This window comes from Pseudomonas sp. P2S-1 (genome assembly GCF_057197725.1).
Window position 1 is genome coordinate 4573766 of sequence record NZ_CM170068.1, and the last position, 23589, is coordinate 4597354.

Genomic DNA, 23589 nt, shown 5'->3' on the forward strand with positions numbered 1-23589 from the left:
CGCCACTTCGCCACACACGAAGAACTCCAGCCGCGCCACTCGAAAACGCCACTTTCCCTTCGCCTATAAAAAAGGCCAACCCCGAAGGGTTGGCCTTTTCAGCAAGCAACCTGCGACCAATCAGAAGTCCAGGTTAGCCACCGACAGCGCATTGCTTTCAATGAACTCCCGACGAGGTTCCACCGCATCCCCCATCAGGGTGTTGAAGATCTGATCGGCAGCGATCGCGTCTTCGATGGTGACCTTGAGCATGCGACGCACGGTCGGGTCCATGGTGGTTTCCCACAGCTGGTCCGGGTTCATCTCGCCAAGACCTTTGTATCGCTGGATGGTGTGGCGCTTGGTGCTTTCAGTCATCAGCCAGTCCAGACCTTCCTTGAACTCGTTGATGGCTTTCTTGCGCTCACCACGCTGAACGTAGGCGCCGTCTTCCAGCAACGAGGCGAGCTGTGCACCGAGCGCGGTGACAGTGCGGTAGTCGTTGCTGCCGAAGAAGTCACGGTTGAAGGTGACATAGCTGGCCAGGCCGTGGGAGGTGATTTCCACTTCCGGCAGCCAGATATTGCGCTCGCGGTCTTCACGCAGGCTGGCCTTGTACAGCAGGCCCGACTTCTCGACGCCGTTCAGACGCTCCTGGAACTTGCCCAGCCATTCCTGCATCTTGGCCTGGTCGGCCAGTTGCTCAACGGAAACCGCAGGCAGGTACAGGAAGTGCTCGGTCAGCTCCTGTGGATACAGGCGCGACAGACGCTTGAGGGTTTTCATCACACCGCGGAATTCGTTGACCAGGGTTTCCAGCGCAGGGCCGGAAATTGCCGGGGCCGACTCGTTCAGGTACAGGGCAGCGTCTTCCAGGGCCGACTGGGTCATGTACTCTTCCATGGCCTCGTCGTCCTTGATGTACTGCTCCTGCTTACCCTTCTTGACCTTGTACAGCGGCGGCTGGGCGATGTAGATGTAGCCACGCTCGATCAGCTCTGGCAACTGACGGAAGAAGAAGGTCAGCAGCAGGGTACGGATGTGCGAACCGTCGACGTCAGCATCGGTCATGATGATGATGTTGTGATAGCGCAGTTTGTCGATGTTGTACTCTTCGCGACCGATACCGCAGCCCAGCGCGGTGATCAGGGTGCCGACTTCCTGCGAGGAGATCATCTTGTCGAAACGGGCTTTCTCGACGTTGAGGATCTTGCCCTTCAACGGCAGGATGGCCTGGGTCTTGCGGTTACGACCTTGCTTGGCCGAGCCACCCGCGGAGTCACCCTCCACCAGGTAGAGTTCGGAGAGGGCAGGGTCCTTCTCCTGGCAGTCCGCCAGTTTGCCCGGCAGGCCTGCGATATCCAGTGCACCTTTGCGGCGAGTCATTTCACGGGCTTTACGCGCCGCTTCACGGGCACGGGCAGCGTCGATCATCTTGCCGACAACGGCCTTGGCTTCGTTCGGGTTTTCCAGGAGGAAATCGGAGAAGTACTTGCCCATCTCCTGTTCCACGGCAGTTTTCACTTCCGAGGAAACCAGCTTGTCCTTGGTCTGCGAACTAAACTTCGGATCCGGTACCTTGACCGAGATGATCGCGGTCAGACCTTCACGGGCATCGTCACCGGTAGTCGCGACCTTGTTCTTCTTGGCCAGACCTTCCTGCTCGATGTAGTTGTTCAGGTTACGGGTCAGCGCGGAGCGGAAGCCCACCAGGTGGGTACCACCGTCGCGCTGTGGAATGTTGTTGGTGAAGCACAGCAGGTTTTCGTTGAAGCTGTCGTTCCACTGCAGGGCGATCTCGACGCCTACGCCATCATCACGCTGGACGCTGAAGTGGAAGACCTGGTTCACCGCCGTCTTGTTGGTGTTCAGGTATTCAACGAATGCGCGCAGACCACCTTCGTAACGGAAGAACTCTTCCTTGCCGGCACGCTCGTCCTTCAGCTGGATGCCGACGCCGGAGTTCAGGAAGGAGAGTTCACGAATCCGCTTGGCCAGGATGTCCCAGCTGAAGTGGATATTCTTGAAGGTTTCAGCCGAAGGCTTGAAGTGAATCTGGGTACCGGTGGTTTCACTTTCGCCAACGATTTTCATCGGCGCTTGTGGAACACCGTGAACGTAGACCTGCTCCCAGATCTTGCCGCTACGGCGAACGGTCAGGGTCAGCTCTTCGGAGAGGGCGTTCACTACCGAAACACCTACACCGTGCAGACCGCCGGAAACCTTGTAGGAGTTGTCGTCGAATTTACCGCCGGCGTGGAGAACGGTCATGATGACCTCAGCCGCGGAAACCCCTTCCTCTTTATGCACATCGACCGGGATACCGCGACCGTTGTCGCGTACGGTGATGGATTCGTCAGGGTGAATGATTACGGTGATGTCGTCGCAATGGCCGGCGAGGGCTTCGTCGATCGAGTTGTCGACCACCTCGAACACCATGTGGTGCAGGCCGCTACCATCATCGGTGTCGCCGATGTACATACCGGGACGTTTGCGTACGGCATCAAGCCCTTTCAGCACCTTGATGCTGGAGGAGTCGTACGTTTGATTTTCGCTCATGCCTTCACTCCCGATGGTCGTGGGTCTGGGTGATACGGCCCTGTTCCACGTGGAACAAAGCAACCGGCGTATCCGTTTGCCAGCCTTCCCTCAGTAATTCGTGGTCTACACAGGTGATAAATACCTGGCAGCGTAAGTCTTCCAGCAAGCGGCACAGTGCACGACGGTGTTGCTCGTCCAGTTCGGACGGCAAGTCATCCACCAGGTAAATACACTGACCGCGGCGCGCCTGGCTGACCAGGTGTCCTTGGGCGATACGCAGCGCACAGACCACCAGCTTCTGCTGACCGCGGGACAAGATATCCGCGGCATTGTTGGCGCCCAGTCGGAGGCGCAAATCTGCGCGTTGCGGACCAGCCTGGGTATGCCCCATCTGCTGGTCACGTTGAAGAGAGGCCGCGAGCACATCAGTCAGCTCCCGGTCCTTGTCCCACCCACGGTAATAACTGAGGGTCAGGCCTTCGAGATCCAGCAGTTCGCCAAGGATCTGTTCGAAGACAGGCTTCAACGCTTTGATGTAGTTACGGCGATATTCGTCGATTTCAGCGCTGGCCAAGGACAATTCACGGTCCCAGGCCGCTTGCGAAACGGCGTCAAGTGTACCATGCCGAAGCCATGAGTTTCGCTGCCGCAGCGCCTTCTGCAAGCGCTGCCAGGTTCCCATAAAGCGGGGTTCCACGTGGAACACTCCCCAATCGAGAAACTGTCGGCGGATCTTCGGCGCGCCTTCAAGCAGGCGGAAACTGTCCGGATTGATCAGCTGAAGCGGCAGGATTTCCGCCAGCTGTGCGGTACCACGGGCGTTTTGCCCGTCGATACGAATGGTGAAATCTCCCTGGCGTTCCCGGGAAACCCCCAGGTTGCTCGATGCACCATCCTCCAGCGCGACTTGGCCAAACACCGTACACACGGCTTCTTCATATTGAATGACCGGATTCAGGCGAGTGCTGCGGAAAGATCGCGCCAGCCCCAACAGATGAATGGCTTCCAGCACGCTGGTTTTGCCACTGCCGTTGGCGCCGTAGAGGATATTGATACGCGGGGAGGGGGAGAAGGTCACCGGGTGCAGGTTGCGCACCGCGGTGACAGAGACACGACTTAGGGACATCTGGAATTGTCTGGAAAGATTACAGACGCATCGGCATGACGACATAGGAGGAATCGTCGTTGTCCGCTTCCTGCAGCAGGGCACTGCTGTTGGAGTCGGACAGAATCAGACGAACCTGCTCGGTAGTCATTACGCCCAGCACGTCGAGCAGATAGCTGACGTTGAAGCCGATTTCCAGGGATGCACCGTTGTAGTCGACGCTGATTTCTTCTTCCGCTTCTTCCTGCTCCGGGTTGTTCGCCTGGATCTTCAGCTGGCCGGCAGCCAGTTGCAGACGGATACCACGGTACTTCTCGTTGGACAGGATCGCGGTACGGCTGAAGGCTTCACGCAGTGCCTGACGATCGCCCAGCACCAGCTTGTCGCCGCCTTTCGGCAGGACGCGCTCGTAGTCAGGGAACTTGCCGTCCACCAGTTTCGAGGTGAAGGTGAATTCGCCGGTGGTAGCACGGATATGGTGCTGACCCAGGACGATGCCGACCGTGCCATCCGGCTCGGTGAGCAGGCGCGCCAGCTCGAGGATACCTTTGCGTGGCACGATGACCTGGTGACGATCGGCCTGGCCGATGTCGGCGCTCATCGAGCACATGGCCAGACGGTGACCGTCAGTGGCGACTGCACGCAGGGTGCCTGTGGATACTTCCAGCAGCATGCCGTTCAGGTAGTAGCGCACGTCCTGCTGGGCCATGGCGAAGCTGGTGCGTTCGATCAGGCGACGCAGGCGGCTTTGCTCCAGGGTGCAGGTCAGCGAGCCCGGACCTTCTTCCACGGTCGGGAAGTCATTGGCAGGCAGGGTCGACAGGGTGAAGCGGCTACGACCGGCCTTGACCAGCAACTTCTGCTCGTCGACCTTGATGTCGATCAGCGCATCGTTGGGCAGGCTTTTGCAGATATCCATCAGCTTGCGCGCAGGTACAGTGATCTCGCCTGGCTCGGCTGGCTCTTCCAGTTGAACACGGCCAACCAGTTCCACTTCCAGGTCGGTACCGGTCAGCGACAGCTGCTGACCCTGGACCACCAGCAGTACGTTGGACAGTACCGGCAAGGTCTGGCGGCGCTCGACGACGCCTGCGACCAGTTGCAGGGGTTTCAACAGGGCTTCGCGTTGAATGGTGAAATGCATGGTCTAGTCCCTTGCCTTGAAAAGCTGCGCTGACATCAGGTCGTCAGGGTCCGCAGCAGGTTCTTGTAATCCTCGCGGATATCCGCGTCGGATTCCTTGAGTTCGTTGATCTTGCGGCAGGCGTGCAACACGGTGGTGTGGTCGCGCCCGCCGAATACGTCGCCGATCTCCGGCAGACTGTGGTTGGTCAGTTCCTTGGACAGGGCCATGGCCACCTGACGAGGCCGGGCCACCGAACGCGAACGACGCTTGGAGAGCAGATCGGAGATCTTGATCTTGTAGTACTCGGCGACGGTGCGCTGGATGTTATCCACACTGACCAGTTTGTCCTGCAGCGCCAGCAGATCCTTCAGCGATTCGCGAATCAGCTCGATGGTGATGTCGCGGCCCATGAAGTGGGAGTGAGCGATCACTCGCTTCAGGGCGCCTTCCAGTTCACGAACGTTGGAACGGATGCGCTGGGCAATGAAGAACGCGGCGTCGTGCGGCAGATCGACCTTGGCCTGGTCGGCCTTCTTCATCAGGATCGCCACCCGGGTTTCCAGCTCAGGCGGCTCGACCGCAACGGTCAGGCCCCAGCCAAAGCGGGATTTCAGACGCTCTTCCAGGCCTTCGATTTCCTTCGGATAACGGTCGCTGGTGAGGATCACCTGCTGGCCGCCTTCAAGAAGGGCGTTGAAGGTGTGGAAAAACTCTTCCTGGGAACGCTCCTTGCGGGCGAAGAACTGGATGTCGTCGATGAGCAGGGCGTCCACCGAACGGTAGAAACGCTTGAACTCGTTGATCGCATTCAGCTGCAGTGCCTTGACCATGTCAGCGACAAAGCGTTCGGAGTGCAGGTAGACAACCTTGGCGTTGGGATTCTTCTTGAGCAGGTGGTTACCCACAGCGTGCATCAAGTGGGTCTTACCCAGACCCACGCCCCCATAAAGGAAGAGCGGGTTGTAGCCGTGCTTGGGGTTGTCTGCCACCTGCCAGGCCGCAGCGCGGGCCAGCTGGTTGGATTTACCTTCGACGAAGTTCTCGAAGGTGAAGGTCCGGTTCAGGTAGCTGGTGTGCTTGAGCGCACCTTCGACCTGGACGGTGCGTTGTTCCGAACGGCCGTTGGCGGCGACAGGTGCTGCGGCCGGAGCATCGCCGCCCATGGCGTCGAAGCTGTCCCGGGACGGTGCGTCTTCCACCACCGGCTCGGCAACAGGTGCCGCCGGTTTGTGGTTGACCGGCTCGCTGACTGCTGGCGCCGGGACCTGAGCGGCCTGGGCTGCAGCGGCTTGCGCCTGGGAAGCGGCCACGGCAGCTGCCAGCGGTGCATTCGGCGCGGCACGCGGTGCCGAGCTGCGACGGCTGCCTATTAATAAGGAGAGCGCAGGCACCGAACCGTTGCCGTGTTCGCCGAGCAGTTCGAGCAAACGACCCAGATACTTTTCATTCACCCAGTCGAGCACAAAGCGGTTAGGCGCGTAGACGCGCAACTCGTCGCCTTCGGCTTCGACTTGTAGTGGACGGATCCAGGTATTGAATTGCTGGGTAGGCAGCTCATCGCGCAGAAGCTCCACGCACTGCTGCCAAAGTTCCACTGACACGGATATCCCCTGAATTTGAAAGCCTGCAAAGGCCGGTGAGGCAAAAACAAGCCGCCATTGTACCGGGCACCCGCGTACTTATCCACACGCAGGCGACTCAAGAGCCATGCTAAATCAGTCATTTGCCGACCAAAATGCACTCCAGGTGGTGTGAATAAGCTCTGTGGATAACCGTCCACGAGGGCTATGCACAAGTCGGGGTCCAACCCTGTGGAAAACTCGCCTGTTGATAACTACCTTTTTTATCCACTGCTTTTGCGCCTGTGCGGCACAGGCAAAGCACCGTTTCCCGACAGGGTTATGAATCTCTGTACAGTACGTAAAATGTGGCCTGTAGCGATCTATCCACAGAAATTCTCGAGCTAAGATTCATAAGTTCTTCAGAAAAGCTTTAAATACCTCTCCTCTTTTTTTCTATGTTTAACCGCGATGACCCTGACGAACCTGCCCGGATCGAATCCGTGGCCGGTTCATCTCCCTATAAGGAAAAGCTGGTTGGAAATTGACCTACGGGCTTGCTTTCTCTAGAATCGCCGGTCTCTTAAAACGGGGGCCATTCCGGCCCGTAGTCACGAACCAGGTAACACGCCATGAAACGTACTTTCCAACCAAGCACCATCAAGCGCGCTCGCACTCACGGTTTCCGTGCACGTATGGCCACCAAGAACGGCCGTGCTGTTCTGTCCCGCCGTCGTGCCAAAGGCCGTAAGCGCCTGGCAGTTTGATTTTTCGGCATAGGTGGTGAGTCAGGACTTCAGTCGGGATAAACGTCTACTGACACCCCGACACTTCAAAGCGGTCTTTGACTCTCCATCAGGCAAGGTGCCCGGCAAGAGTCTCTTGCTCCTTGCCCGCGAGAACGGACTGGATCACCCCCGCCTGGGCCTGGTGATCGGCAAAAAAGCCGTGAAGCTTTCCGTTCAGCGCAATCGCCTGAAGCGTTTGATGCGCGATTCGTTCCGTCTGCACCAGGACATCCTGGTCGGCTGGGACATAGTCATCGTCGCGCGCAAAGGCCTTGGCGACGTAGAAAACCCGGAATTGCACCAGCATTTTGGCAAGATCTGGAAGCGCCTCGCTCGTACTCGGCCCTCTCCAGAGGTCAAGACCGAATCCGTAGGGGTGGACCGTCCAGATGCGTAAACTGGCCCTCGTTCCGATCCAGTTTTACCGTTACGCCATCAGCCCGTTGATGGCCAGTCATTGCCGTTTCTACCCAAGTTGCTCCTGCTATGCGTACGAAGCCATTGAAACTCATGGTCTCTTGCGTGGCGGGTGGCTGACCGTTCGTCGGCTGGGTCGTTGTCATCCCTGGAATGCAGGCGGTTTTGATCCGGTTCCGCCCATTCCTCCTTCCCGTACTTCTTCGATAGCCGAGTAATCATGGATATTAAACGCACGATCCTGATCGCCGCCCTGGCAATCGTGTCCTATGTCATGGTCCTCAAGTGGAACCAGGACTACGGCCAGGCTGCCTTGCCGAATCAGACTGCTGCCTCCAGCACCATCGCGCCGTCCCTGCCGGACAGCCCGAATGCCGGCACTTCCAACGCCGATATTCCGAGCGTCAACGCCGAAACCCCGGCCGAACTGGCGCCGGTCGCTGTCAGCAAGGACCTGATCCGGGTCAAGACCGATGTCCTCGATCTGGCTATCGACCCAACCGGTGGTGACATCGTCCAGCTGACCCTGCCGAAGTACCCGCGTCGCCAGGATCACCCGGAAATTCCATTCCAGCTGTTCGACAACGGTAGTGAGCGCGTTTATCTGGCCCAGAGCGGCCTGATCGGCGCCAACGGCCCGGACGCACGTGCCGCTGGTCGCCCGCTGTACGCCGCCGAGCAGAAAAGTTATCAACTGGCTGACGGCCAGGACCAACTGGTCGTCGACCTGAAGTTCAGCGAAGGCGGTGTCAACTACATCAAGCGCTTCACCCTGAACCGCGGCGAGTACGACCTGAAGGTCAGCTACCTGATCGACAACCAGAGCGGCCAGGCCTGGACCGGCAACATGTTCGGCCAGCTGAAGCGTGACGCCAGCTCCGATCCTTCGTCGTCGACCGCCACTGGTACCGCCACCTACCTGGGTGCTGCCCTGTGGACAAGTTCCGAGCCCTACAAGAAAGTGTCCATGAAGGACATGGACAAGGGCAATTTGAAAGAAAATGTGAACGGCGGCTGGGTCGCCTGGCTGCAGCACTACTTCGTGACGGCCTGGATCCCGGAAAGCTCGGATAACAACTTCGTTCAGACCCGCAAGGACAGCCAAGGCAACTACATCATCGGTTACAACGGCCCTGCGCTGAACGTCGCCGCGGGTGCCAAGGCCGAAACCAGCAGCACCCTGTATGCCGGTCCGAAGATCCAGAGCAAGCTGAAAGAGTTGTCCCCAGGCCTGGAACTGACCGTCGACTACGGCATCCTGTGGTTCATTGCCCAGCCGATCTTCTGGCTGCTGCAACATATCCACAGCCTGCTCGGCAACTGGGGCTGGTCGATCATCGTCCTGACCATGCTGATCAAGGGCCTGTTCTTCCCGCTGTCCGCCGCCAGCTACCGTTCGATGGCGCGCATGCGTGCCGTTGCGCCGCGCCTGGCCCAGCTGAAAGAGCAGTTCGGTGACGATCGCCAGAAGATGTCCCAGGCGATGATGGAGCTGTACAAGAAAGAGAAGATCAATCCGCTGGGTGGCTGCTTGCCGATCCTGGTGCAGATGCCGGTCTTCCTGTCGCTGTACTGGGTACTCCTGGAAAGCGTCGAGATGCGTCAGGCCCCATGGATGTTCTGGATCACCGACCTGTCGATCAAGGATCCGTTCTTCATCCTGCCGATCATCATGGGCGCGACCATGTTCATCCAGCAGCAGCTGAACCCGACTCCACCGGATCCGATGCAGGCCAAGGTGATGAAAATGATGCCGATCATCTTCACCTTCTTCTTCCTGTGGTTCCCTGCTGGTCTGGTTCTGTACTGGGTTGTGAACAACTGCCTGTCCATCGCACAGCAGTGGTACATCACCAACAGCATCGAGAAAGCGACCAAGAAGGCCGCAGCCTGACGGATTAGCCAGCTAATCTGTGGATAAACGCCCCACTCGTGGGGCGTTTTGCTATCTGACGTTTTTGTTCCGAGGCCATGACATGACTTCCCGTCGCGAAACCATCACCGCCATCGCTACCGCCCAGGGCCGCGGCGGGGTGGGTATTGTGCGTATTTCCGGACCGCTGGCGCGCCAGGCCGGGCAGGCGATCACCGGTCGCGAGCTGACGCCGCGGCACGCTCACTACGGTCCGTTCCGCAGTGACGACGGCCTGGTCCTCGACGAGGGCATTGCGCTGTTCTTCCCGGGGCCAAATTCATTCACAGGCGAAGATGTCCTGGAACTGCAGGGCCATGGCGGCCCGGTGGTGCTGGATATGCTGCTGCAGCGCTGTGTACAACTTGGCTGCCGCCTGGCGCGGCCGGGGGAATTCAGCGAGCGCGCGTTCCTCAACGATAAACTCGACCTGGCCCAGGCTGAGGCCATCGCCGACCTGATCGAGGCGAGTTCTGCACAGGCTGCGCGCAATGCCTTGCGCTCGCTGCAGGGCGAGTTCTCCCGCCGTGTGGATAACTTGACCGAGCGTTTGATCAGCCTGCGGATCTATGTGGAAGCGGCGATCGACTTCCCGGAAGAGGAAATCGACTTCCTCGCCGATGGCCATGTGCTGGGCATGCTTGACCAGGTGCGTGGCGATCTTGCCTCGGTCATGCGCGAAGCCGGGCAGGGCGCCTTGCTGCGTGACGGTATGACGGTGGTGATCGCCGGTCGTCCGAACGCTGGCAAATCCAGCCTGCTGAATATGCTGGCGGGTCGCGAGGCGGCCATCGTCACCGATATCGCCGGCACCACCCGGGACATCCTTCGCGAACATATCCACATCGACGGCATGCCGCTGCACGTTGTGGATACTGCTGGTCTGCGCGATACCGAGGACCATGTGGAAAAGATCGGCGTGGAACGCGCCCTGAAGGCGATTGGCGAGGCGGACCGGGTGCTTCTGGTGGTGGATGCCAGTGCGCCTGAGGCCAGCGATCCATTCGCCCTGTGGCCTGAGTTCCTCGATCAGCGCCCGCGGCCGGACAAGGTCACCCTGATCCGCAACAAGGCCGACCTGAGTGGCGAGGCCATTGGTCTGGAAGAAAGCGAGGATGGCCACGTCACCATCACCCTGAGCGCAAAGGCGCCGGACATGGGGCTGGATCTGCTGCGCGATCACCTGAAGGCCTGCATGGGTTATGAACAGACGGCGGAAAGTGGCTTTAGCGCTCGCCGGCGGCATCTGGATGCCTTGCGCCAGGCCAGCGCCAGCCTCGAACACGGGCGTGAGCAGCTGACGTTTGCGGGCGCTGGTGAATTGTTGGCTGAGGATCTGCGTCAGGCGCAGCAGGCGCTGGGTGAGATCACTGGGGCGTTCAGCTCCGATGATCTGCTGGGGCGGATTTTCTCCAGCTTCTGCATTGGGAAGTGAGATAGGGTTCGTTGTCATCCAGCAGGGGATGATGAGCACGAGAGGAAATGCCTTGTGAGTAGTAAACCCACCTTCATTCGCAACAGCACCGTCGAGTTTCTGATCTTTACCGGTCAAACGGCAGAACAGAGCATTGAGGCTCGCTATGAGGACGAAACCCTCTGGTTGTCACAAAAGCTCATGGCGGAATTGTTCGGGGTGGATGTGCGTACCATCAGTGAACACCTGAAGAATATCTTTGGCAGTGATGAGCTTGCCCCGGAAGCAACCATCCGGAAATTCCGGATAGTTCAGCAAGAAGGTCAGAGAGACGTGTCCCGCATGGTGGAGTTCTACAACCTGGACGCCATTATTTCCGTTGGCTACCGAGTCAACTCCATACGTGCCACGCAGTTCCGCCAGTGGGCAACGGGTGTACTGCGCGAGTTCGCGATGACGGGTTATGTGCTCGATCGTAAGCGCATGGAAAACGGTGGTTTCCTGGGCGAGGACTACTTTGAGCGACTGTTGGCGGAGATCCGTGAGATCCGCCTCAGCGAGAGACGGTTCTACCAGAAAATCACCGATATCTACTCCACCAGCGTGGACTACAACAAGGACGCACCGACTACCAAGACCTTTTTCGCCAAGGTACAGAACAAACTCCACTATGCGATCCATGGGCACACGGCAGCAGAACTGATCTGCAAGCGGGCCGATAGCAGCAAGCCGCAAATGGGTCTGACGTCTTGGGCGAGTGCCCCTGACGGAAAGGTCCTTAAAACCGACGTTGCTGTGGCCAAGAACTACCTAAGTCAGGAAGAGCTCGCATCGTTGGGGCGTGTGGTCAATGCCTACCTGGAACTGGCTGAAGACCGTGCTCGCCGTCAAATACCCATGAGCATGGAGGATTGGTCCAAGCGATTGGACGCATTCCTGGAGTTTGATGACCGCGAAGTGCTTCAAGACAGTGGCAAGGTCGCCGCGAAGCTTGCCCAGATGCATGCAGAGAGTGAATTTGAGAAGTACAGAATCGTTCAGGACCGTCTGTTCGAGAGCGATTTCGACAGAACGTTGAAGAAGCTGGTGACCGGTAAGCGGAACACTGGCGAGGCAAATTGAGGCCGGTCACGCTCAAGCAGAACGACCTTCTGTAGCGACCTCAATCAGATGCTCTTATCCACAGTCCTGACGCGACCTGCATGGGCCGTCAATCTCCTTCAGTACTAACTCCCCTTTTCCACAGTCGAAAACCCCGGCGCGCTTCCGGCGCTTTCGCCTGCCCGCTCATCCACAATGCCCAAATAAGCCCTGTGGAAAACTCCCCTTCAGCTCCGTTGATAACTACCCCTCTAGCCTGAAGATAAATCCACCTGTGGGTAAACACCCATTTCATCCACAGGTTCAAGGCGCTTATCCATACCCCTCATGACCACTGAAGCACAGGGTTATGAATCTCTGTACAGCACGTAAATAAAGGCCTGTATAACCTTATCCACAGATAGGTACGCCCCTAAGAATAAACATAAAAACAAAGCTTTTATAAATCTTCCTTTCGTTATTTCTATTGCCGGCCATTCATCCACAGGCTGGTTAAATTTTGTGCAAAAGGTTCCTTTAGGAGGGGGTAAGTCCCTATACTTGGCAGCTATCCCTTTTACATTCCCGAAACAGGCACGAGGTGCGTGGTGGATTTCCCTTCCCGTTTTGAAGTGATCGTCATCGGCGGCGGCCATGCCGGTACCGAGGCTGCGCTTGCATCAGCACGCATGGGCGTGAAAACCCTGCTGTTGACCCATAACGTGGAAACCCTCGGGCACATGAGCTGCAACCCGGCCATCGGTGGCATCGGCAAGAGCCACCTGGTCAAGGAAATCGATGCTCTCGGCGGCGCGATGGCGCTGGCCACCGACAAGAGCGGCATCCAGTTCCGCGTGCTGAACAACCGCAAGGGCCCGGCCGTACGGGCAACCCGTGCCCAGGCCGACCGCGCTATCTACAAGGCGGTGGTGCGCGAGATCCTGGAAAACCAGCCGAACCTGTGGATATTCCAGCAGTCCTGCGATGACCTGATCGTCGAGCAGGACCAGGTGCGCGGTGTGGTCACCCAGATGGGTCTGCGTTTCTTTGCTGATTCCGTGGTGCTGACCACCGGCACCTTCCTCGCCGGACTTATCCACATCGGTCTGCAGAACTATTCCGGTGGCCGTGCCGGCGATCCGCCCGCGATTGCCCTGGCCCATCGTCTGCGTGAGCTGCCTTTACGCGTCGGCCGTCTGAAAACCGGGACCCCGCCGCGTATCGACGGCCGTTCCGTGGATTTCTCGGTGATGTCCGAACAGCCGGGCGATACGCCGATTCCGGTGATGTCGTTCATGGGCTCGAAAGAGATGCACCCGCGTCAGGTCAGCTGCTGGATTACCCACACCAACGCGCGGACCCACGAGATCATCGCCTCCAACCTGGACCGCTCGCCGATGTACTCCGGGGTGATCGAGGGCATCGGCCCGCGTTATTGCCCGTCGATCGAAGACAAGATCCATCGCTTTGCCGACAAGGAAAGCCACCAGGTCTTCATCGAGCCGGAAGGCCTGAACACCCACGAGCTGTACCCGAACGGGATCTCGACTTCCCTGCCGTTCGATGTGCAGTTGCAAATCGTACGTTCGATCCGCGGCATGGAGAACGCCCACATCGTTCGCCCGGGCTACGCCATCGAGTACGACTACTTCGATCCGCGTGACCTGAAGTACAGCCTGGAAACCAAGGTGATCGGCGGTCTGTTCTTCGCGGGCCAGATCAACGGCACCACCGGTTACGAAGAAGCCGGTGCGCAAGGCCTGCTGGCCGGGACCAACGCCGCGCTGCGCGCGCAGGGCCGCGAAAGCTGGTGCCCGCGTCGCGACGAGGCGTACATCGGGGTGCTGGTCGACGACCTGATCACCCTCGGTACCCAGGAGCCGTACCGCATGTTCACCTCGCGCGCCGAATACCGGCTGATCCTGCGCGAAGACAACGCCGACCTGCGCCTGACCGAAAAGGGCCGCGAACTGGGCCTGGTGGATGACGACCGCTGGGCCGCCTTCTGCGCCAAGCGCGAAGGCATCGAGCGTGAAGAGCAACGGCTCAAATCCACCTGGGTACGCCCGGACACCGAACAGGGCCAGGCCATCGTCGAGCGTTTCGGTACGCCGTTGAGCCACGAATACAACCTGCTCAACCTGCTGAGCAGGCCGGAAATCGACTATGCCGGCCTGGTGGCAGCGACCGGCGGCAGTGACGCGAGCGAGCAGGTCGCCGAGCAGGTCGAGATCAAGACCAAATACGCCGGTTACATCGACCGGCAACAGGAAGAAATCGCTCGCCTGCGCGCCAGCGAAGATACCCGCCTGCCAGACGACATCGAGTACAGCTCGATTTCCGGTCTGTCCAAGGAGATCCAGGGCAAGCTCGGCCAGACCCGGCCCGAGACCCTGGGCCAGGCGTCGCGTATTCCCGGTGTGACCCCGGCGGCGATTTCCCTGTTGTTGATTCACCTGAAGAAACGCGGCGCTGGCCGCGGTCTGGAGCAAAGCGCTTGAGTTCTATGGTCACCGCAAAACATGCCGAAGAGTTGTCCACAGGCGCGCGCCAGCTCGGTCTCGAACTGAGCGAGTTCCAGCAGCAGCAACTGCTGGCCTACCTGGCCCTGTTGATCAAATGGAACAAGGCCTACAACCTCACCGCCGTGCGTGATCCGGACGAGATGGTCTCGCGCCATCTGCTGGACAGCCTCAGCGTGATGGGTTTTATCCACAGCGCGAACTGGCTGGACGTCGGCAGCGGCGGTGGCATGCCCGGCATTCCATTGTCTATCCTGCATCCGGACAAGCAGGTCACGGTGCTCGACAGCAACGGCAAGAAGACCCGTTTCCTGACCCAGGTGAAACTGGAGCTGAAACTGGACAACCTGACGGTTATCCACAAGCGGGTCGAAGAGTTCCAGCCCGCGCAGCCCTTCACCGGGATCATTTCCCGTGCTTTCAGCAGCATGGAAAACTTCACTAGCTGGACGCGGCACCTGGGGGATTCCCAGACACAGTGGCTGGCAATGAAAGGACTGCATCCGGCCGATGAGCTGGTAGCATTGCCGGCAGACTTCAAAGTGGATAGCGAGCAGGCCTTGACCGTACCCGGTTGCCAAGGCCAGCGCCATCTGCTGATACTGCGCCGCACGGCATGACTGGGAACACAAGCAAGAATGGCTAAGGTATTCGCGATCGCGAACCAGAAGGGGGGTGTGGGTAAAACCACGACCTGTATCAATCTCGCGGCGTCGCTGGTAGCGACCAAGCGCCGCGTGCTGTTGATCGACCTCGATCCACAGGGCAACGCCACCATGGGCAGTGGTGTGGATAAACACGTCCTGGAACATTCGGTCTACGATCTGCTGATCGGCGAGTGCGACCTGGCCCAGGCCATGCACATCTCCGAGCACGGCGGTTATCAACTGCTGCCGGCCAACCGTGACCTGACCGCCGCCGAAGTGGTCCTGCTGGAAATGCAGATGAAGGAAAGCCGTCTGCGCAACGCGCTGGCGCCGATCCGCGAGAGTTACGACTACATCCTCATCGACTGCCCGCCGTCGCTGTCGATGCTGACGCTCAACGCGCTGGTCGCCTCCGATGGCGTGATTATCCCCATGCAGTGCGAGTACTACGCACTGGAAGGTCTCAGCGACCTTGTGGATAACATCAAGCGCATCGCCGCCCGGCTGAACCCGGAGCTGAAGATCGAAGGCCTGCTGCGGACCATGTACGACCCGCGCCTGAGCCTGAACAACGATGTCTCGGTGCAGCTCAAGGAGCACTTCGGCGAGCAGCTCTACGACACCGTGATCCCGCGCAACATCCGCCTGGCCGAGGCGCCGAGCTTCGGCATGCCGGCACTGGCCTACGACAAGCAATCCCGTGGCGCCCTGGCTTACCTGGCCCTGGCCGGCGAACTTCATCGCCGCCAGCGCCGTCAATCTCGCACTGCACAAACAACTTAAGGAATCCGCATGGCCGTCAAGAAACGGGGTCTCGGACGTGGGTTGGATGCACTGTTGAGTGGTCCGACCGTCAGCGCGCTCGAAGAGCAGGCTGTAAAGGTCGACAAGAAAGAACTGCAACACCTGCCCGTGGAGCTGATCCAGCGCGGCAAATACCAGCCGCGTCGGGACATGGACCAGCAGGCACTGGAAGAACTGGCCCAGTCGATCAAGGGCCAGGGCGTCATGCAGCCGATCGTGGTGCGCCCGATCCCGGGTGACCGCTACGAGATCATCGCCGGTGAACGCCGCTGGCGCGCCACCCAGCTGGCCGGCCTGGACACCATCCCGGCCATGGTCCGCGATGTGCCGGACGAAGCGGCGATCGCCATGGCGCTGATCGAGAACATCCAGCGCGAGGACCTCAACCCGGTCGAGGAAGCCATTGCCCTGCAGCGCCTGCAGACCGAATTCCACCTGACCCAGCAACAGGTCGCCGATGCGGTCGGCAAGTCGCGGGTGACCGTGGCCAACCTGCTGCGCCTGATCTCCCTGCCGGAAGTGATCAAGACCATGCTGTCCCATGGCGATCTGGAGATGGGCCATGCCCGTGCTCTGCTCGGATTGCCTGAAGAACAGCAGGTCGAAGGTGCGCGACACGTTGTCGCACGCGGTTTGACCGTTCGTCAGACCGAAGCCCTGGTTCGCCAGTGGTTGAGTGGCAAGCCTGAACCGGTCGAAACGGCCAAACCTGATCCGGATATCACCCGCCTGGAACAGCGTCTGGCCGAGCGTTTGGGCTCGTCTGTACAGATCCGCCACGGTAATAAGGGCAAGGGCCAATTGGTTATCCGCTACAACTCGCTAGATGAGTTGCAGGGCGTTCTTGCTCACATCCGCTGAAACAATTCCCTTTGTAGCGCGCAGTCGGAAATCACTACCCGGCAGTTGAATAGGGGTTAATCCGCCCCTATACTCTGCGCGCATTTTGTCGGCACAAATTATGCCAAGTCATAGTTGACTGGTTGGCCGACTTCGGGGGAGCAGTTTTGATGGAAACCCGCACGCCAAACCGCCTGCCTTTCCATCGCTGGGCGGTTTTCCCGGTACTGCTGGCCCAATGTGTCGTGTTTCTGTTGGCAGCTTTGGCTTTGTGGCAGTGGCGCGGGACAGTCAGCGGATATTCAGGCCTCTGCGGAGGGCTGATCGCCTGGCTACCGAACGTGTATTTCGCCTGGAAGGCCTTCAGGTTCACCGGGGCCAGGGCAGCGCAAGCCATCGTCAAGTCGTTCTACGCAGGCGAGGCGGGCAAATTGATTTTGACGGCGGTGCTGTTCGCACTGACGTTCGCAGGAGTGAAGCCATTGGCGCCATTAGCAGTATTCGGCGTCTTCTTGCTGACCCAACTGGTCAGCTGGTTCGCGCCCCTGCTGATGAAAACAAGACTTTCGAGACCTTAGGGCGTTTGAGGCAAACATGGCAGAAACAACGGCTTCGGGCTATATCCAGCACCACTTGCAGAACCTGACCTTCGGTCAACTTCCAGACGGCGGCTGGGGCTTTGCCCACACCGCAGCAGAAGCCAAGGCAATGGGCTTCTGGGCGTTCCACGTGGACACCCTGGGTTGGTCGTTCGGGCTGGGCCTGATCTTCATCCTTCTCTTCCGCGCCGCGGCGAAGAAAGCAACTGCCGGCCAGCCTGGCGGCCTGCAGAACTTCGTCGAAGTGCTGGTCGAGTTCGTCCACGGCAGCGTGAAGGACTCCTTCCACGGCCGTAGCGCGGTCATCGCCCCGCTGGCCCTGACCATTTTCGTCTGGGTGTTCCTGATGAACGCCATCGACCTGGTACCGGTCGACTGGATTCCTCAGCTGGCCATGGCGATCTCGGGTGATCCGCACATTCCGTTCCGCGCCGTTTCCACCACCGACCCGAACGCCACCCTGGCCATGGCCTTCTGCGTGTTCGCCCTGATCATCTTCTACAGCATCAAGGTCAAGGGTCTGGGCGGTTTCATCGGCGAGCTGACCCTGCATCCGTTCGGCAGCAAGAACATCTTCGTTCAGGCCCTGCTGATCCCGGTCAACTTCCTGCTCGAGTTCGTCACCCTGATCGCCAAGCCGATCTCGCTGGCACTGCGTCTGTTCGGCAACATGTATGCCGGCGAGCTGGTGTTCATCCTGATCGCGGTGATGTTCGGCGCCGGCCTGCTGTGGCTGAGCGGCCTGGGTGTCGTCCTGCAGTGGGCGTGGGCTGTGTTCCACATCCTGATCATCACGCTGCAAGCTTTCATCTTCATGATGCTTACCATCGTCTACCTGTCGATGGCTCACGAAGATAACCATTAAGACCGCCTGGCGTGTCTGATGACCCTCTTGTCGGTGTGAGAGAGGGTCGAAAACGTCCGCAAGGGCATCGTTGTACAAAACGATTTTGTTTTACCGCTTCAAACTAAAAAACCTAACCAATACGACGTAAAAGTCGGGAGGAAAGATGGAAACTGTAGTTGGTCTTACCGCTATCGCTGTTGCTCTGCTGATCGGCCTGGGTGCTCTGGGTACCGCCATTGGTTTCGGCCTGCTGGGCGGCAAGTTCCTGGAAGGCGCTGCTCGCCAGCCAGAGATGGTTCCAATGCTGCAAGTTAAAATGTTCATCGTTGCCGGTCTGCTCGACGCCGTAACCATGATCGGTGTTGGTATCGCTCTGTTCTTCACCTTCGCGAACCCCTTCGTTGGTCAAATCGCTGGCTAATCACTCGGTTTCTCGAGTGATTGGATGTGATGGACAAAGACCGAGCGAGGTGTTGGCGTGAACATTAATGCAACCCTGATTGGCCAGTCCGTTGCCTTCTTCATCTTTGTGCTGTTCTGCATGAAGTTCGTGTGGCCTCCGGTCATCGCGGCTTTGCAAGAGCGCCAGAAGAAGATCGCGGACGGACTGGACGCTGCCAACCGAGCAGCTCGCGACCTGGAGCTGGCCCAAGATAAAGTGGGTCAGCAACTGCGCGAAGCTAAGGCTCAGGCAGCTGAAATCATCGAGCAAGCCAAGAAGCGCGGTGCGCAGATCGTCGAAGAGGCCCGTGATCAGGCCCGCGTCGAAGCTGACCGTGTGAAGGCTCAGGCTCAGGCCGAGATCGAACAGGAAATTAACAGCGTCAAAGACGCGCTGCGCGCCCAAGTGGGTAGCCTGGCCGTTGGCGGTGCTGAAAAGATCCTTGGCGCCACAATCGATCAAAACGCGCATGCGGAGCTGGTTAACAAACTGGCCGCTGAAATTTAAGCGAGGGCGATCATGGCAGAACTGACCACGTTGGCCCGACCTTACGCTAAGGCTGCCTTTGAGCATGCCCAGGCCCAGCAGCAACTGGCCAATTGGTCAGCCATGCTCGGCCTGGCTGCTGCGGTGTCGCAAGACGACACCATGCAGCGCCTGCTCAAGGCCCCGCGACTGACGAGCGCACAAAAGGCCGCCACGTTTATCGACGTGTGCGGTGACAAGTTCGATGCGCAAGCACGTAATTTCATCCACATTGCTGCGGAAAACGACCGTCTCCTGCTTCTGCCGGAGATCTCGGCGCAGTTCGAGCTGTACAAGGCCGAACTGGAAAAATCCGTAGACGTGGAAGTCACCAGTGCTTTTGCGTTGAACCAAGAACAGCAAGACAAACTCGCCAAGGTTCTCAGTGCACGACTCAACCGGGAAGTGCGCCTGCATGCGACGGAAGACTCCGCCCTCATCGGTGGCGTCGTGATCCGCGCAGGCGACCTGGTTATCGATGGCTCGGTTCGCGGCAAGCTCGCGAAACTGGCCGAAGCATTGAAATCTTGAGTTTGAAGGGGCAGCAGAGCAATGCAGCAACTCAATCCTTCCGAAATTAGTGAAATCATCAAGGGCCGCATCGAGAATCTCGATGTAGCCTCCCAAGCCCGCAACGAAGGTACTGTCGTCAGCGTTTCTGACGGCATCGTGCGGATTCACGGTCTGGCCGACGCTATGTACGGCGAAATGATCGAGTTTCCAGGCGGCGTCTACGGTATGGCCCTCAACCTGGAGCAAGACTCCGTTGGTGCGGTAGTACTGGGCGCCTACGACACCCTCGCCGAAGGCATGAGCGCCAAGTGCACTGGCCGCATCCTGGAAGTTCCGGTTGGTAAGGAACTGCTGGGTCGCGTTGTCGACGCACTGGGCAACCCGATCGACGGCAAAGGCCCACTGGGCAACACCGAGACCGACGCGGTCGAGAAAGTTGCTCCAGGCGTGATCTGGCGTAAGTCGGTAGACCAGCCTGTACAGACTGGCTACAAGTCCGTTGACGCCATGATCCCTGTCGGCCGTGGCCAGCGCGAGCTGATCATCGGTGACCGTCAGATCGGCAAGACCGCCATGGCCATCGACGCCATCATCAACCAGAAAGACTCCGGTATTTTCTGCGTTTATGTCGCTGTCGGCCAAAAGCGTTCCACCGTTGCCAACATCGTTCGCAAGCTGGAAGAAAACGGCGCCCTGGCCAACACCATCGTGGTGGTTGCCAGTGCTTCGGAATCCGCCGCACTGCAATTCCTGGCGCCATACGCCGGTTGCACCATGGGCGAGTTCTTCCGTGACCGCGGTGAAGACGCACTGATCGTTTACGATGACCTGTCCAAGCAGGCCGTTGCCTACCGTCAGATCTCCCTGCTGCTGCGCCGTCCACCAGGACGCGAAGCGTACCCAGGTGACGTGTTCTATCTCCACTCCCGTCTGCTGGAGCGTGCATCGCGCGTTTCCGAAGAGTACGTCGAGAAGTTCACCAACGGCGCTGTAACTGGCAAGACCGGTTCCCTGACCGCACTGCCGATCATCGAAACCCAGGCTGGCGACGTTTCCGCGTTCGTTCCGACCAACGTGATCTCGATCACCGACGGTCAGATCTTCCTGGAATCGGCCATGTTCAACTCGGGCATCCGCCCTGCAGTGAACGCCGGTGTTTCGGTATCCCGTGTGGGTGGTGCCGCTCAGACCAAGATCATCAAGAAGCTGTCCGGTGGCATCCGTACCGCTCTGGCTCAGTACCGTGAACTGGCGGCATTCGCCCAGTTCGCTTCTGACCTGGACGAAGCTACCCGCAAGCAACTCGAGCACGGTCAACGTGTTACCGAGCTGATGAAGCAGAAGCAATACGCTCCTATGTCGATCGCTGACATGGCGCTGTCGCTGTATGCCGCTGAGCGTGGGTTCCTGACCGACGTTGAAATCGCCAAGATCGGCAGCTTCGAACAAGCCCTGATCGCTTACTTCAACCGTGATCACGCCGACCTGATGGCGAAGATCAACGTGAAGGGTGACTTCAACGACGAAATCGACGCTGGCATCAAGGCCGGTATCGAGAAGTTCAAGGCCACCCAAACCTGGTAAGCCGCAGCGGGGGCTTTGCAGCCCCCGCTTGCTAACCTGATAGGTGTTACATGGCAGGCGCAAAAGAGATTCGCAGTAAGATTGCGAGCATCAAAAGCACGCAAAAAATTACCAGCGCCATGGAAAAAGTGGCGGTCAGCAAGATGCGCAAGGCTCAAACGCGCATGGCTGCTAGCCGTCCTTACGCGGAGCGCATCCGCCAGGTGATCGGTCATCTGGCCAACGCCAACCCGGAATACCGCCACCCATTCATGATCGAGCGCCCTGTGAAGCGCGCTGGTTATGTCGTGGTGAGCAGTGACCGTGGTCTGTGCGGTGGCTTGAACACCAACCTGTTCAAGGCCCTGGTCAAGGACATGGCGGCAAACCGCGAGCAAGGCGTCGAGATCGACCTGTGCGTGATCGGCAGCAAGGGCGCGGCGTTCTTCCGCAGCTTCGGCGGCAACGTCGTTGCAGCGATCAGCCACCTGGGCGAAGAACCATCGATCAATGATCTGATCGGTTCCGTCAAGGTCATGCTGGACGCGTACCTGGACGGTCGTATCGACCGCCTGTCCGTGGTATCGAACAAGTTCGTCAACACCATGACGCAAACGCCAACGGTCGAGCAGTTGGTTCCGTTGGTTGCAACCCCGGATCAAGAGCTCAAGCACCACTGGGACTACCTCTACGAACCTGACGCCAAAGAGCTGCTGGACGGCTTGATGGTGCGTTACGTGGAGTCGCAGGTCTACCAGGCGGTGGTCGAGAACAACGCGGCTGAACAAGCTGCCCGGATGATCGCCATGAAGAACGCCACCGACAACGCCGGCGACCTGATCAAAGAGCTGCAATTGATCTACAACAAGGCGCGTCAGGCTGCGATCACCCAAGAGATCTCGGAAATCGTCGGCGGCGCTGCCGCGGTTTAACGGTTCAAATATTCAGAGGATACTGCTATGAGTAGCGGACGTATCGTTCAAATCATCGGCGCCGTAATTGACGTGGAATTCCCACGTGATGCGGTTCCGAGCGTTTACAACGCGCTGCAGGTACAAGGCGCGGCAACCACCCTCGAAGTTCAGCAGCAGCTGGGCGACGGCGTGGTTCGTACCATTGCGATGGGCTCGACCGAAGGCCTGAAACGCGGCCTGGACGTTGTCGACAGCGGCGCAGCCATCTCGGTACCGGTCGGTAAAGCGACCCTGGGCCGTATCATGGACGTCCTCGGCAACCCGATCGACGAAGCCGGCCCGATCGGCGAAGAAGAGCGTCGCGGTATCCACCAGCCAGCGCCTTCGTTCGCTGACCAGGCAGGCGGCAACGACCTGCTGGAAACCGGCATCAAGGTTATCGACCTGGTTTGCCCGTTCGCCAAGGGTGGTAAAGTCGGTCTGTTCGGTGGTGCCGGTGTAGGCAAAACCGTAAACATGATGGAACTGATCCGTAACATCGCCATGGAACACAGCGGTTACTCCGTGTTCGCTGGTGTGGGCGAGCGTACCCGTGAGGGTAACGACTTCTACCACGAGATGAAGGACTCCAACGTTCTCGACAAGGTAGCGCTGGTCTACGGTCAGATGAACGAGCCACCAGGAAACCGTCTGCGCGTAGCGCTGACCGGCCTGACCATGGCCGAGAAGTTCCGTGACGAAGGTAACGACGTTCTGCTGTTCGTCGACAACATCTATCGTTACACCCTGGCCGGTACCGAAGTATCCGCACTGCTGGGCCGTATGCCTTCGGCAGTAGGTTACCAGCCGACCCTGGCTGAAGAGATGGGCGTGCTGCAAGAGCGCATCACTTCGACCAAGGAAGGTTCGATCACCTCGATCCAGGCCGTATACGTACCTGCGGACGACCTGACCGACCCGTCGCCAGCGACCACCTTCGCCCACTTGGACGCCACCGTCGTTCTGTCCCGTGACATCGCTTCCCTGGGTATCTACCCAGCGGTAGACCCACTGGACTCGACTTCCCGTCAGCTGGACCCGCTGGTGATCGGCAACGAGCACTACGAGACCGCTCGCGGCGTTCAGTATGTTCTGCAGCGCTACAAAGAGCTGAAGGACATCATCGCGATCCTGGGTATGGACGAGCTGTCCGAGACCGACAAGCAACTCGTTGCTCGTGCTCGTAAGATCCAGCGCTTCCTGTCCCAGCCGTTCTTCGTGGCAGAAGTCTTCACCGGTTCTCCAGGCAAATACGTTTCCCTGAAAGACACCATCGCTGGCTTCAGCGGCATCCTCAAAGGTGACTACGACCACCTGCCAGAACAAGCGTTCTACATGGTCGGCAGCATCGACGAAGCGATCGAGAAAGCCAAGAAACTGTAATCCCGGCGCCCCGAAAGGGGCGCTAATCAG

General features: G+C 59.0%; 22 protein-coding genes. 18 read left to right on the forward strand and 4 right to left on the reverse strand.

The annotated features are described in order from the left end of the window. Nucleotides 1-120: 120 nt before the first annotated feature. Genes gyrB through dnaA form a run of 4 tightly spaced genes read right to left on the reverse strand, consistent with a single transcriptional unit; the run spans nt 121 to nt 6352 of the window. Complete coding sequence (gene gyrB / locus AC2CQI_RS20425) at nt 121-2538, reverse strand: DNA topoisomerase (ATP-hydrolyzing) subunit B (protein WP_075804318.1); 2418 nt, start codon at nt 2536-2538, stop codon at nt 121-123. Nucleotides 2539-2542: 4 nt separating this feature from the next. Then, a complete protein-coding gene (gene recF, locus AC2CQI_RS20430; RefSeq protein WP_075804317.1) occupies nt 2543-3646 on the reverse strand; it encodes a DNA replication/repair protein RecF in 1104 nt (367 codons plus the stop codon). 19 nt (nt 3647-3665) lie between these two features. Continuing rightward, the gene (gene dnaN, locus AC2CQI_RS20435) at nt 3666-4769 is read right to left on the reverse strand and encodes a DNA polymerase III subunit beta (protein WP_484577712.1); all 1104 of its coding nucleotides are present in this window, start codon (nt 4767-4769) and stop codon (nt 3666-3668) included. A gap of 35 nt (nt 4770-4804) precedes the next feature. Then, nucleotides 4805-6352: a chromosomal replication initiator protein DnaA gene (dnaA, locus tag AC2CQI_RS20440; protein ID WP_075804315.1), complete on the reverse strand. Its 1548-nt coding sequence runs from the start codon at nt 6350-6352 to the stop codon at nt 4805-4807. A gap of 590 nt (nt 6353-6942) precedes the next feature. On the opposite strand from dnaA, the gene rpmH reads away from it, so the two are divergent. The 18 genes from rpmH to atpD all read left to right on the forward strand — a co-directional run bounded on the left by rpmH (nt 6943) and on the right by atpD (nt 23559). Next, nucleotides 6943-7077 carry a 50S ribosomal protein L34 gene (rpmH, locus tag AC2CQI_RS20445; RefSeq protein WP_002551315.1) on the forward strand — a complete coding sequence of 45 codons (135 nt, stop codon included), beginning with the start codon at nt 6943-6945 and terminating at the stop codon, nt 7075-7077. A gap of 13 nt (nt 7078-7090) precedes the next feature. Then, nucleotides 7091-7495, forward strand: a complete 405-nt coding sequence (gene rnpA, locus AC2CQI_RS20450; RefSeq protein ID WP_075804314.1) for a ribonuclease P protein component — start codon at nt 7091-7093, stop codon at nt 7493-7495. Beyond that, nucleotides 7488-7733: a membrane protein insertion efficiency factor YidD gene (gene yidD / locus AC2CQI_RS20455; RefSeq protein ID WP_075804313.1), complete on the forward strand. Its 246-nt coding sequence runs from the start codon at nt 7488-7490 to the stop codon at nt 7731-7733. The genes rnpA and yidD overlap by 8 nt, the downstream gene beginning before the upstream one ends. A gap of 2 nt (nt 7734-7735) precedes the next feature. Further along, complete coding sequence (gene yidC / locus AC2CQI_RS20460; RefSeq protein WP_075804312.1) at nt 7736-9409, forward strand: membrane protein insertase YidC; 1674 nt, start codon at nt 7736-7738, stop codon at nt 9407-9409. An 82-nt stretch (nt 9410-9491) separates the two neighbouring features. After that, nucleotides 9492-10862: a tRNA uridine-5-carboxymethylaminomethyl(34) synthesis GTPase MnmE gene (gene mnmE / locus AC2CQI_RS20465; protein ID WP_484577713.1), complete on the forward strand. Its 1371-nt coding sequence runs from the start codon at nt 9492-9494 to the stop codon at nt 10860-10862. Nucleotides 10863-10916: 54 nt separating this feature from the next. Then, nucleotides 10917-11963 carry a virulence RhuM family protein gene (locus tag AC2CQI_RS20470; RefSeq protein ID WP_484577714.1) on the forward strand — a complete coding sequence of 349 codons (1047 nt, stop codon included), beginning with the start codon at nt 10917-10919 and terminating at the stop codon, nt 11961-11963. Nucleotides 11964-12529: 566 nt separating this feature from the next. After that, a complete protein-coding gene (gene mnmG / locus AC2CQI_RS20475) occupies nt 12530-14422 on the forward strand; it encodes a tRNA uridine-5-carboxymethylaminomethyl(34) synthesis enzyme MnmG (protein ID WP_075804326.1) in 1893 nt (630 codons plus the stop codon). Further along, nucleotides 14419-15063, forward strand: a complete 645-nt coding sequence (rsmG, locus tag AC2CQI_RS20480) for a 16S rRNA (guanine(527)-N(7))-methyltransferase RsmG (RefSeq protein ID WP_075804309.1) — start codon at nt 14419-14421, stop codon at nt 15061-15063. Before mnmG ends, rsmG begins: the two co-directional genes overlap by 4 nt. Nucleotides 15064-15081: 18 nt before the next feature. Beyond that, the gene (locus AC2CQI_RS20485; RefSeq protein WP_075804308.1) at nt 15082-15873 is read left to right on the forward strand and encodes a ParA family protein; all 792 of its coding nucleotides are present in this window, start codon (nt 15082-15084) and stop codon (nt 15871-15873) included. A 9-nt stretch (nt 15874-15882) separates the two neighbouring features. After that, the gene (locus tag AC2CQI_RS20490; protein ID WP_075804307.1) at nt 15883-16755 is read left to right on the forward strand and encodes a ParB/RepB/Spo0J family partition protein; all 873 of its coding nucleotides are present in this window, start codon (nt 15883-15885) and stop codon (nt 16753-16755) included. A 149-nt stretch (nt 16756-16904) separates the two neighbouring features. Then, complete coding sequence (locus tag AC2CQI_RS20495; protein WP_009402534.1) at nt 16905-17312, forward strand: F0F1 ATP synthase subunit I; 408 nt, start codon at nt 16905-16907, stop codon at nt 17310-17312. Nucleotides 17313-17328: 16 nt separating this feature from the next. Further along, entirely contained in the window at nt 17329-18198 is an 870-nt protein-coding gene (atpB, locus tag AC2CQI_RS20500) for a F0F1 ATP synthase subunit A (RefSeq protein WP_075804306.1), read from the forward strand. Nucleotides 18199-18343: 145 nt separating this feature from the next. Beyond that, a complete protein-coding gene (gene atpE / locus AC2CQI_RS20505; RefSeq protein WP_003097235.1) occupies nt 18344-18601 on the forward strand; it encodes a F0F1 ATP synthase subunit C in 258 nt (85 codons plus the stop codon). Nucleotides 18602-18658: 57 nt separating this feature from the next. Continuing rightward, the gene (locus tag AC2CQI_RS20510) at nt 18659-19129 is read left to right on the forward strand and encodes a F0F1 ATP synthase subunit B (RefSeq protein WP_075804305.1); all 471 of its coding nucleotides are present in this window, start codon (nt 18659-18661) and stop codon (nt 19127-19129) included. Nucleotides 19130-19141: 12 nt separating this feature from the next. Further along, nucleotides 19142-19678: a F0F1 ATP synthase subunit delta gene (locus AC2CQI_RS20515; RefSeq protein ID WP_075804304.1), complete on the forward strand. Its 537-nt coding sequence runs from the start codon at nt 19142-19144 to the stop codon at nt 19676-19678. Between the two features lie 21 nt (nt 19679-19699). Beyond that, on the forward strand, nt 19700-21244 hold the full coding sequence (gene atpA / locus AC2CQI_RS20520; RefSeq protein ID WP_484577715.1) for a F0F1 ATP synthase subunit alpha: 1545 nt from the start codon (nt 19700-19702) through the stop codon (nt 21242-21244). Nucleotides 21245-21294: 50 nt separating this feature from the next. Continuing rightward, nucleotides 21295-22155, forward strand: a complete 861-nt coding sequence (gene atpG, locus AC2CQI_RS20525) for a F0F1 ATP synthase subunit gamma (RefSeq protein WP_075804302.1) — start codon at nt 21295-21297, stop codon at nt 22153-22155. A 27-nt stretch (nt 22156-22182) separates the two neighbouring features. Then, entirely contained in the window at nt 22183-23559 is a 1377-nt protein-coding gene (atpD, locus tag AC2CQI_RS20530; RefSeq protein WP_075804301.1) for a F0F1 ATP synthase subunit beta, read from the forward strand. The last annotated feature ends 30 nt before the right edge of the window (nt 23560-23589 follow it).

What these genes read in the sequence shown, in the direction of transcription:
- gyrB (WP_075804318.1), bottom strand. Translation starts at nt 2,538, where the DNA reads ATGAGCGAAAATCAAACGTACGACTCCTCCAGCATCAAGGTGCTGAAA.
- AC2CQI_RS20490 (WP_075804307.1), top strand. Translation starts at nt 15,883, where the DNA reads ATGGCCGTCAAGAAACGGGGTCTCGGACGTGGGTTGGATGCACTGTTG.
- dnaN (WP_484577712.1), bottom strand. Translation starts at nt 4,769, where the DNA reads ATGCATTTCACCATTCAACGCGAAGCCCTGTTGAAACCCCTGCAACTG.
- AC2CQI_RS20515 (WP_075804304.1), top strand. Translation starts at nt 19,142, where the DNA reads ATGGCAGAACTGACCACGTTGGCCCGACCTTACGCTAAGGCTGCCTTT.
- rpmH (WP_002551315.1), top strand. Translation starts at nt 6,943, where the DNA reads ATGAAACGTACTTTCCAACCAAGCACCATCAAGCGCGCTCGCACTCAC.
- yidC (WP_075804312.1), top strand. Translation starts at nt 7,736, where the DNA reads ATGGATATTAAACGCACGATCCTGATCGCCGCCCTGGCAATCGTGTCC.
- yidD (WP_075804313.1), top strand. Translation starts at nt 7,488, where the DNA reads ATGCGTAAACTGGCCCTCGTTCCGATCCAGTTTTACCGTTACGCCATC.
- mnmE (WP_484577713.1), top strand. Translation starts at nt 9,492, where the DNA reads ATGACTTCCCGTCGCGAAACCATCACCGCCATCGCTACCGCCCAGGGC.
- AC2CQI_RS20485 (WP_075804308.1), top strand. Translation starts at nt 15,082, where the DNA reads ATGGCTAAGGTATTCGCGATCGCGAACCAGAAGGGGGGTGTGGGTAAA.
- atpG (WP_075804302.1), top strand. Translation starts at nt 21,295, where the DNA reads ATGGCAGGCGCAAAAGAGATTCGCAGTAAGATTGCGAGCATCAAAAGC.
- atpB (WP_075804306.1), top strand. Translation starts at nt 17,329, where the DNA reads ATGGCAGAAACAACGGCTTCGGGCTATATCCAGCACCACTTGCAGAAC.
- atpA (WP_484577715.1), top strand. Translation starts at nt 19,700, where the DNA reads ATGCAGCAACTCAATCCTTCCGAAATTAGTGAAATCATCAAGGGCCGC.
- AC2CQI_RS20495 (WP_009402534.1), top strand. Translation starts at nt 16,905, where the DNA reads ATGGAAACCCGCACGCCAAACCGCCTGCCTTTCCATCGCTGGGCGGTT.
- atpE (WP_003097235.1), top strand. Translation starts at nt 18,344, where the DNA reads ATGGAAACTGTAGTTGGTCTTACCGCTATCGCTGTTGCTCTGCTGATC.
- recF (WP_075804317.1), bottom strand. Translation starts at nt 3,646, where the DNA reads ATGTCCCTAAGTCGTGTCTCTGTCACCGCGGTGCGCAACCTGCACCCG.
- atpD (WP_075804301.1), top strand. Translation starts at nt 22,183, where the DNA reads ATGAGTAGCGGACGTATCGTTCAAATCATCGGCGCCGTAATTGACGTG.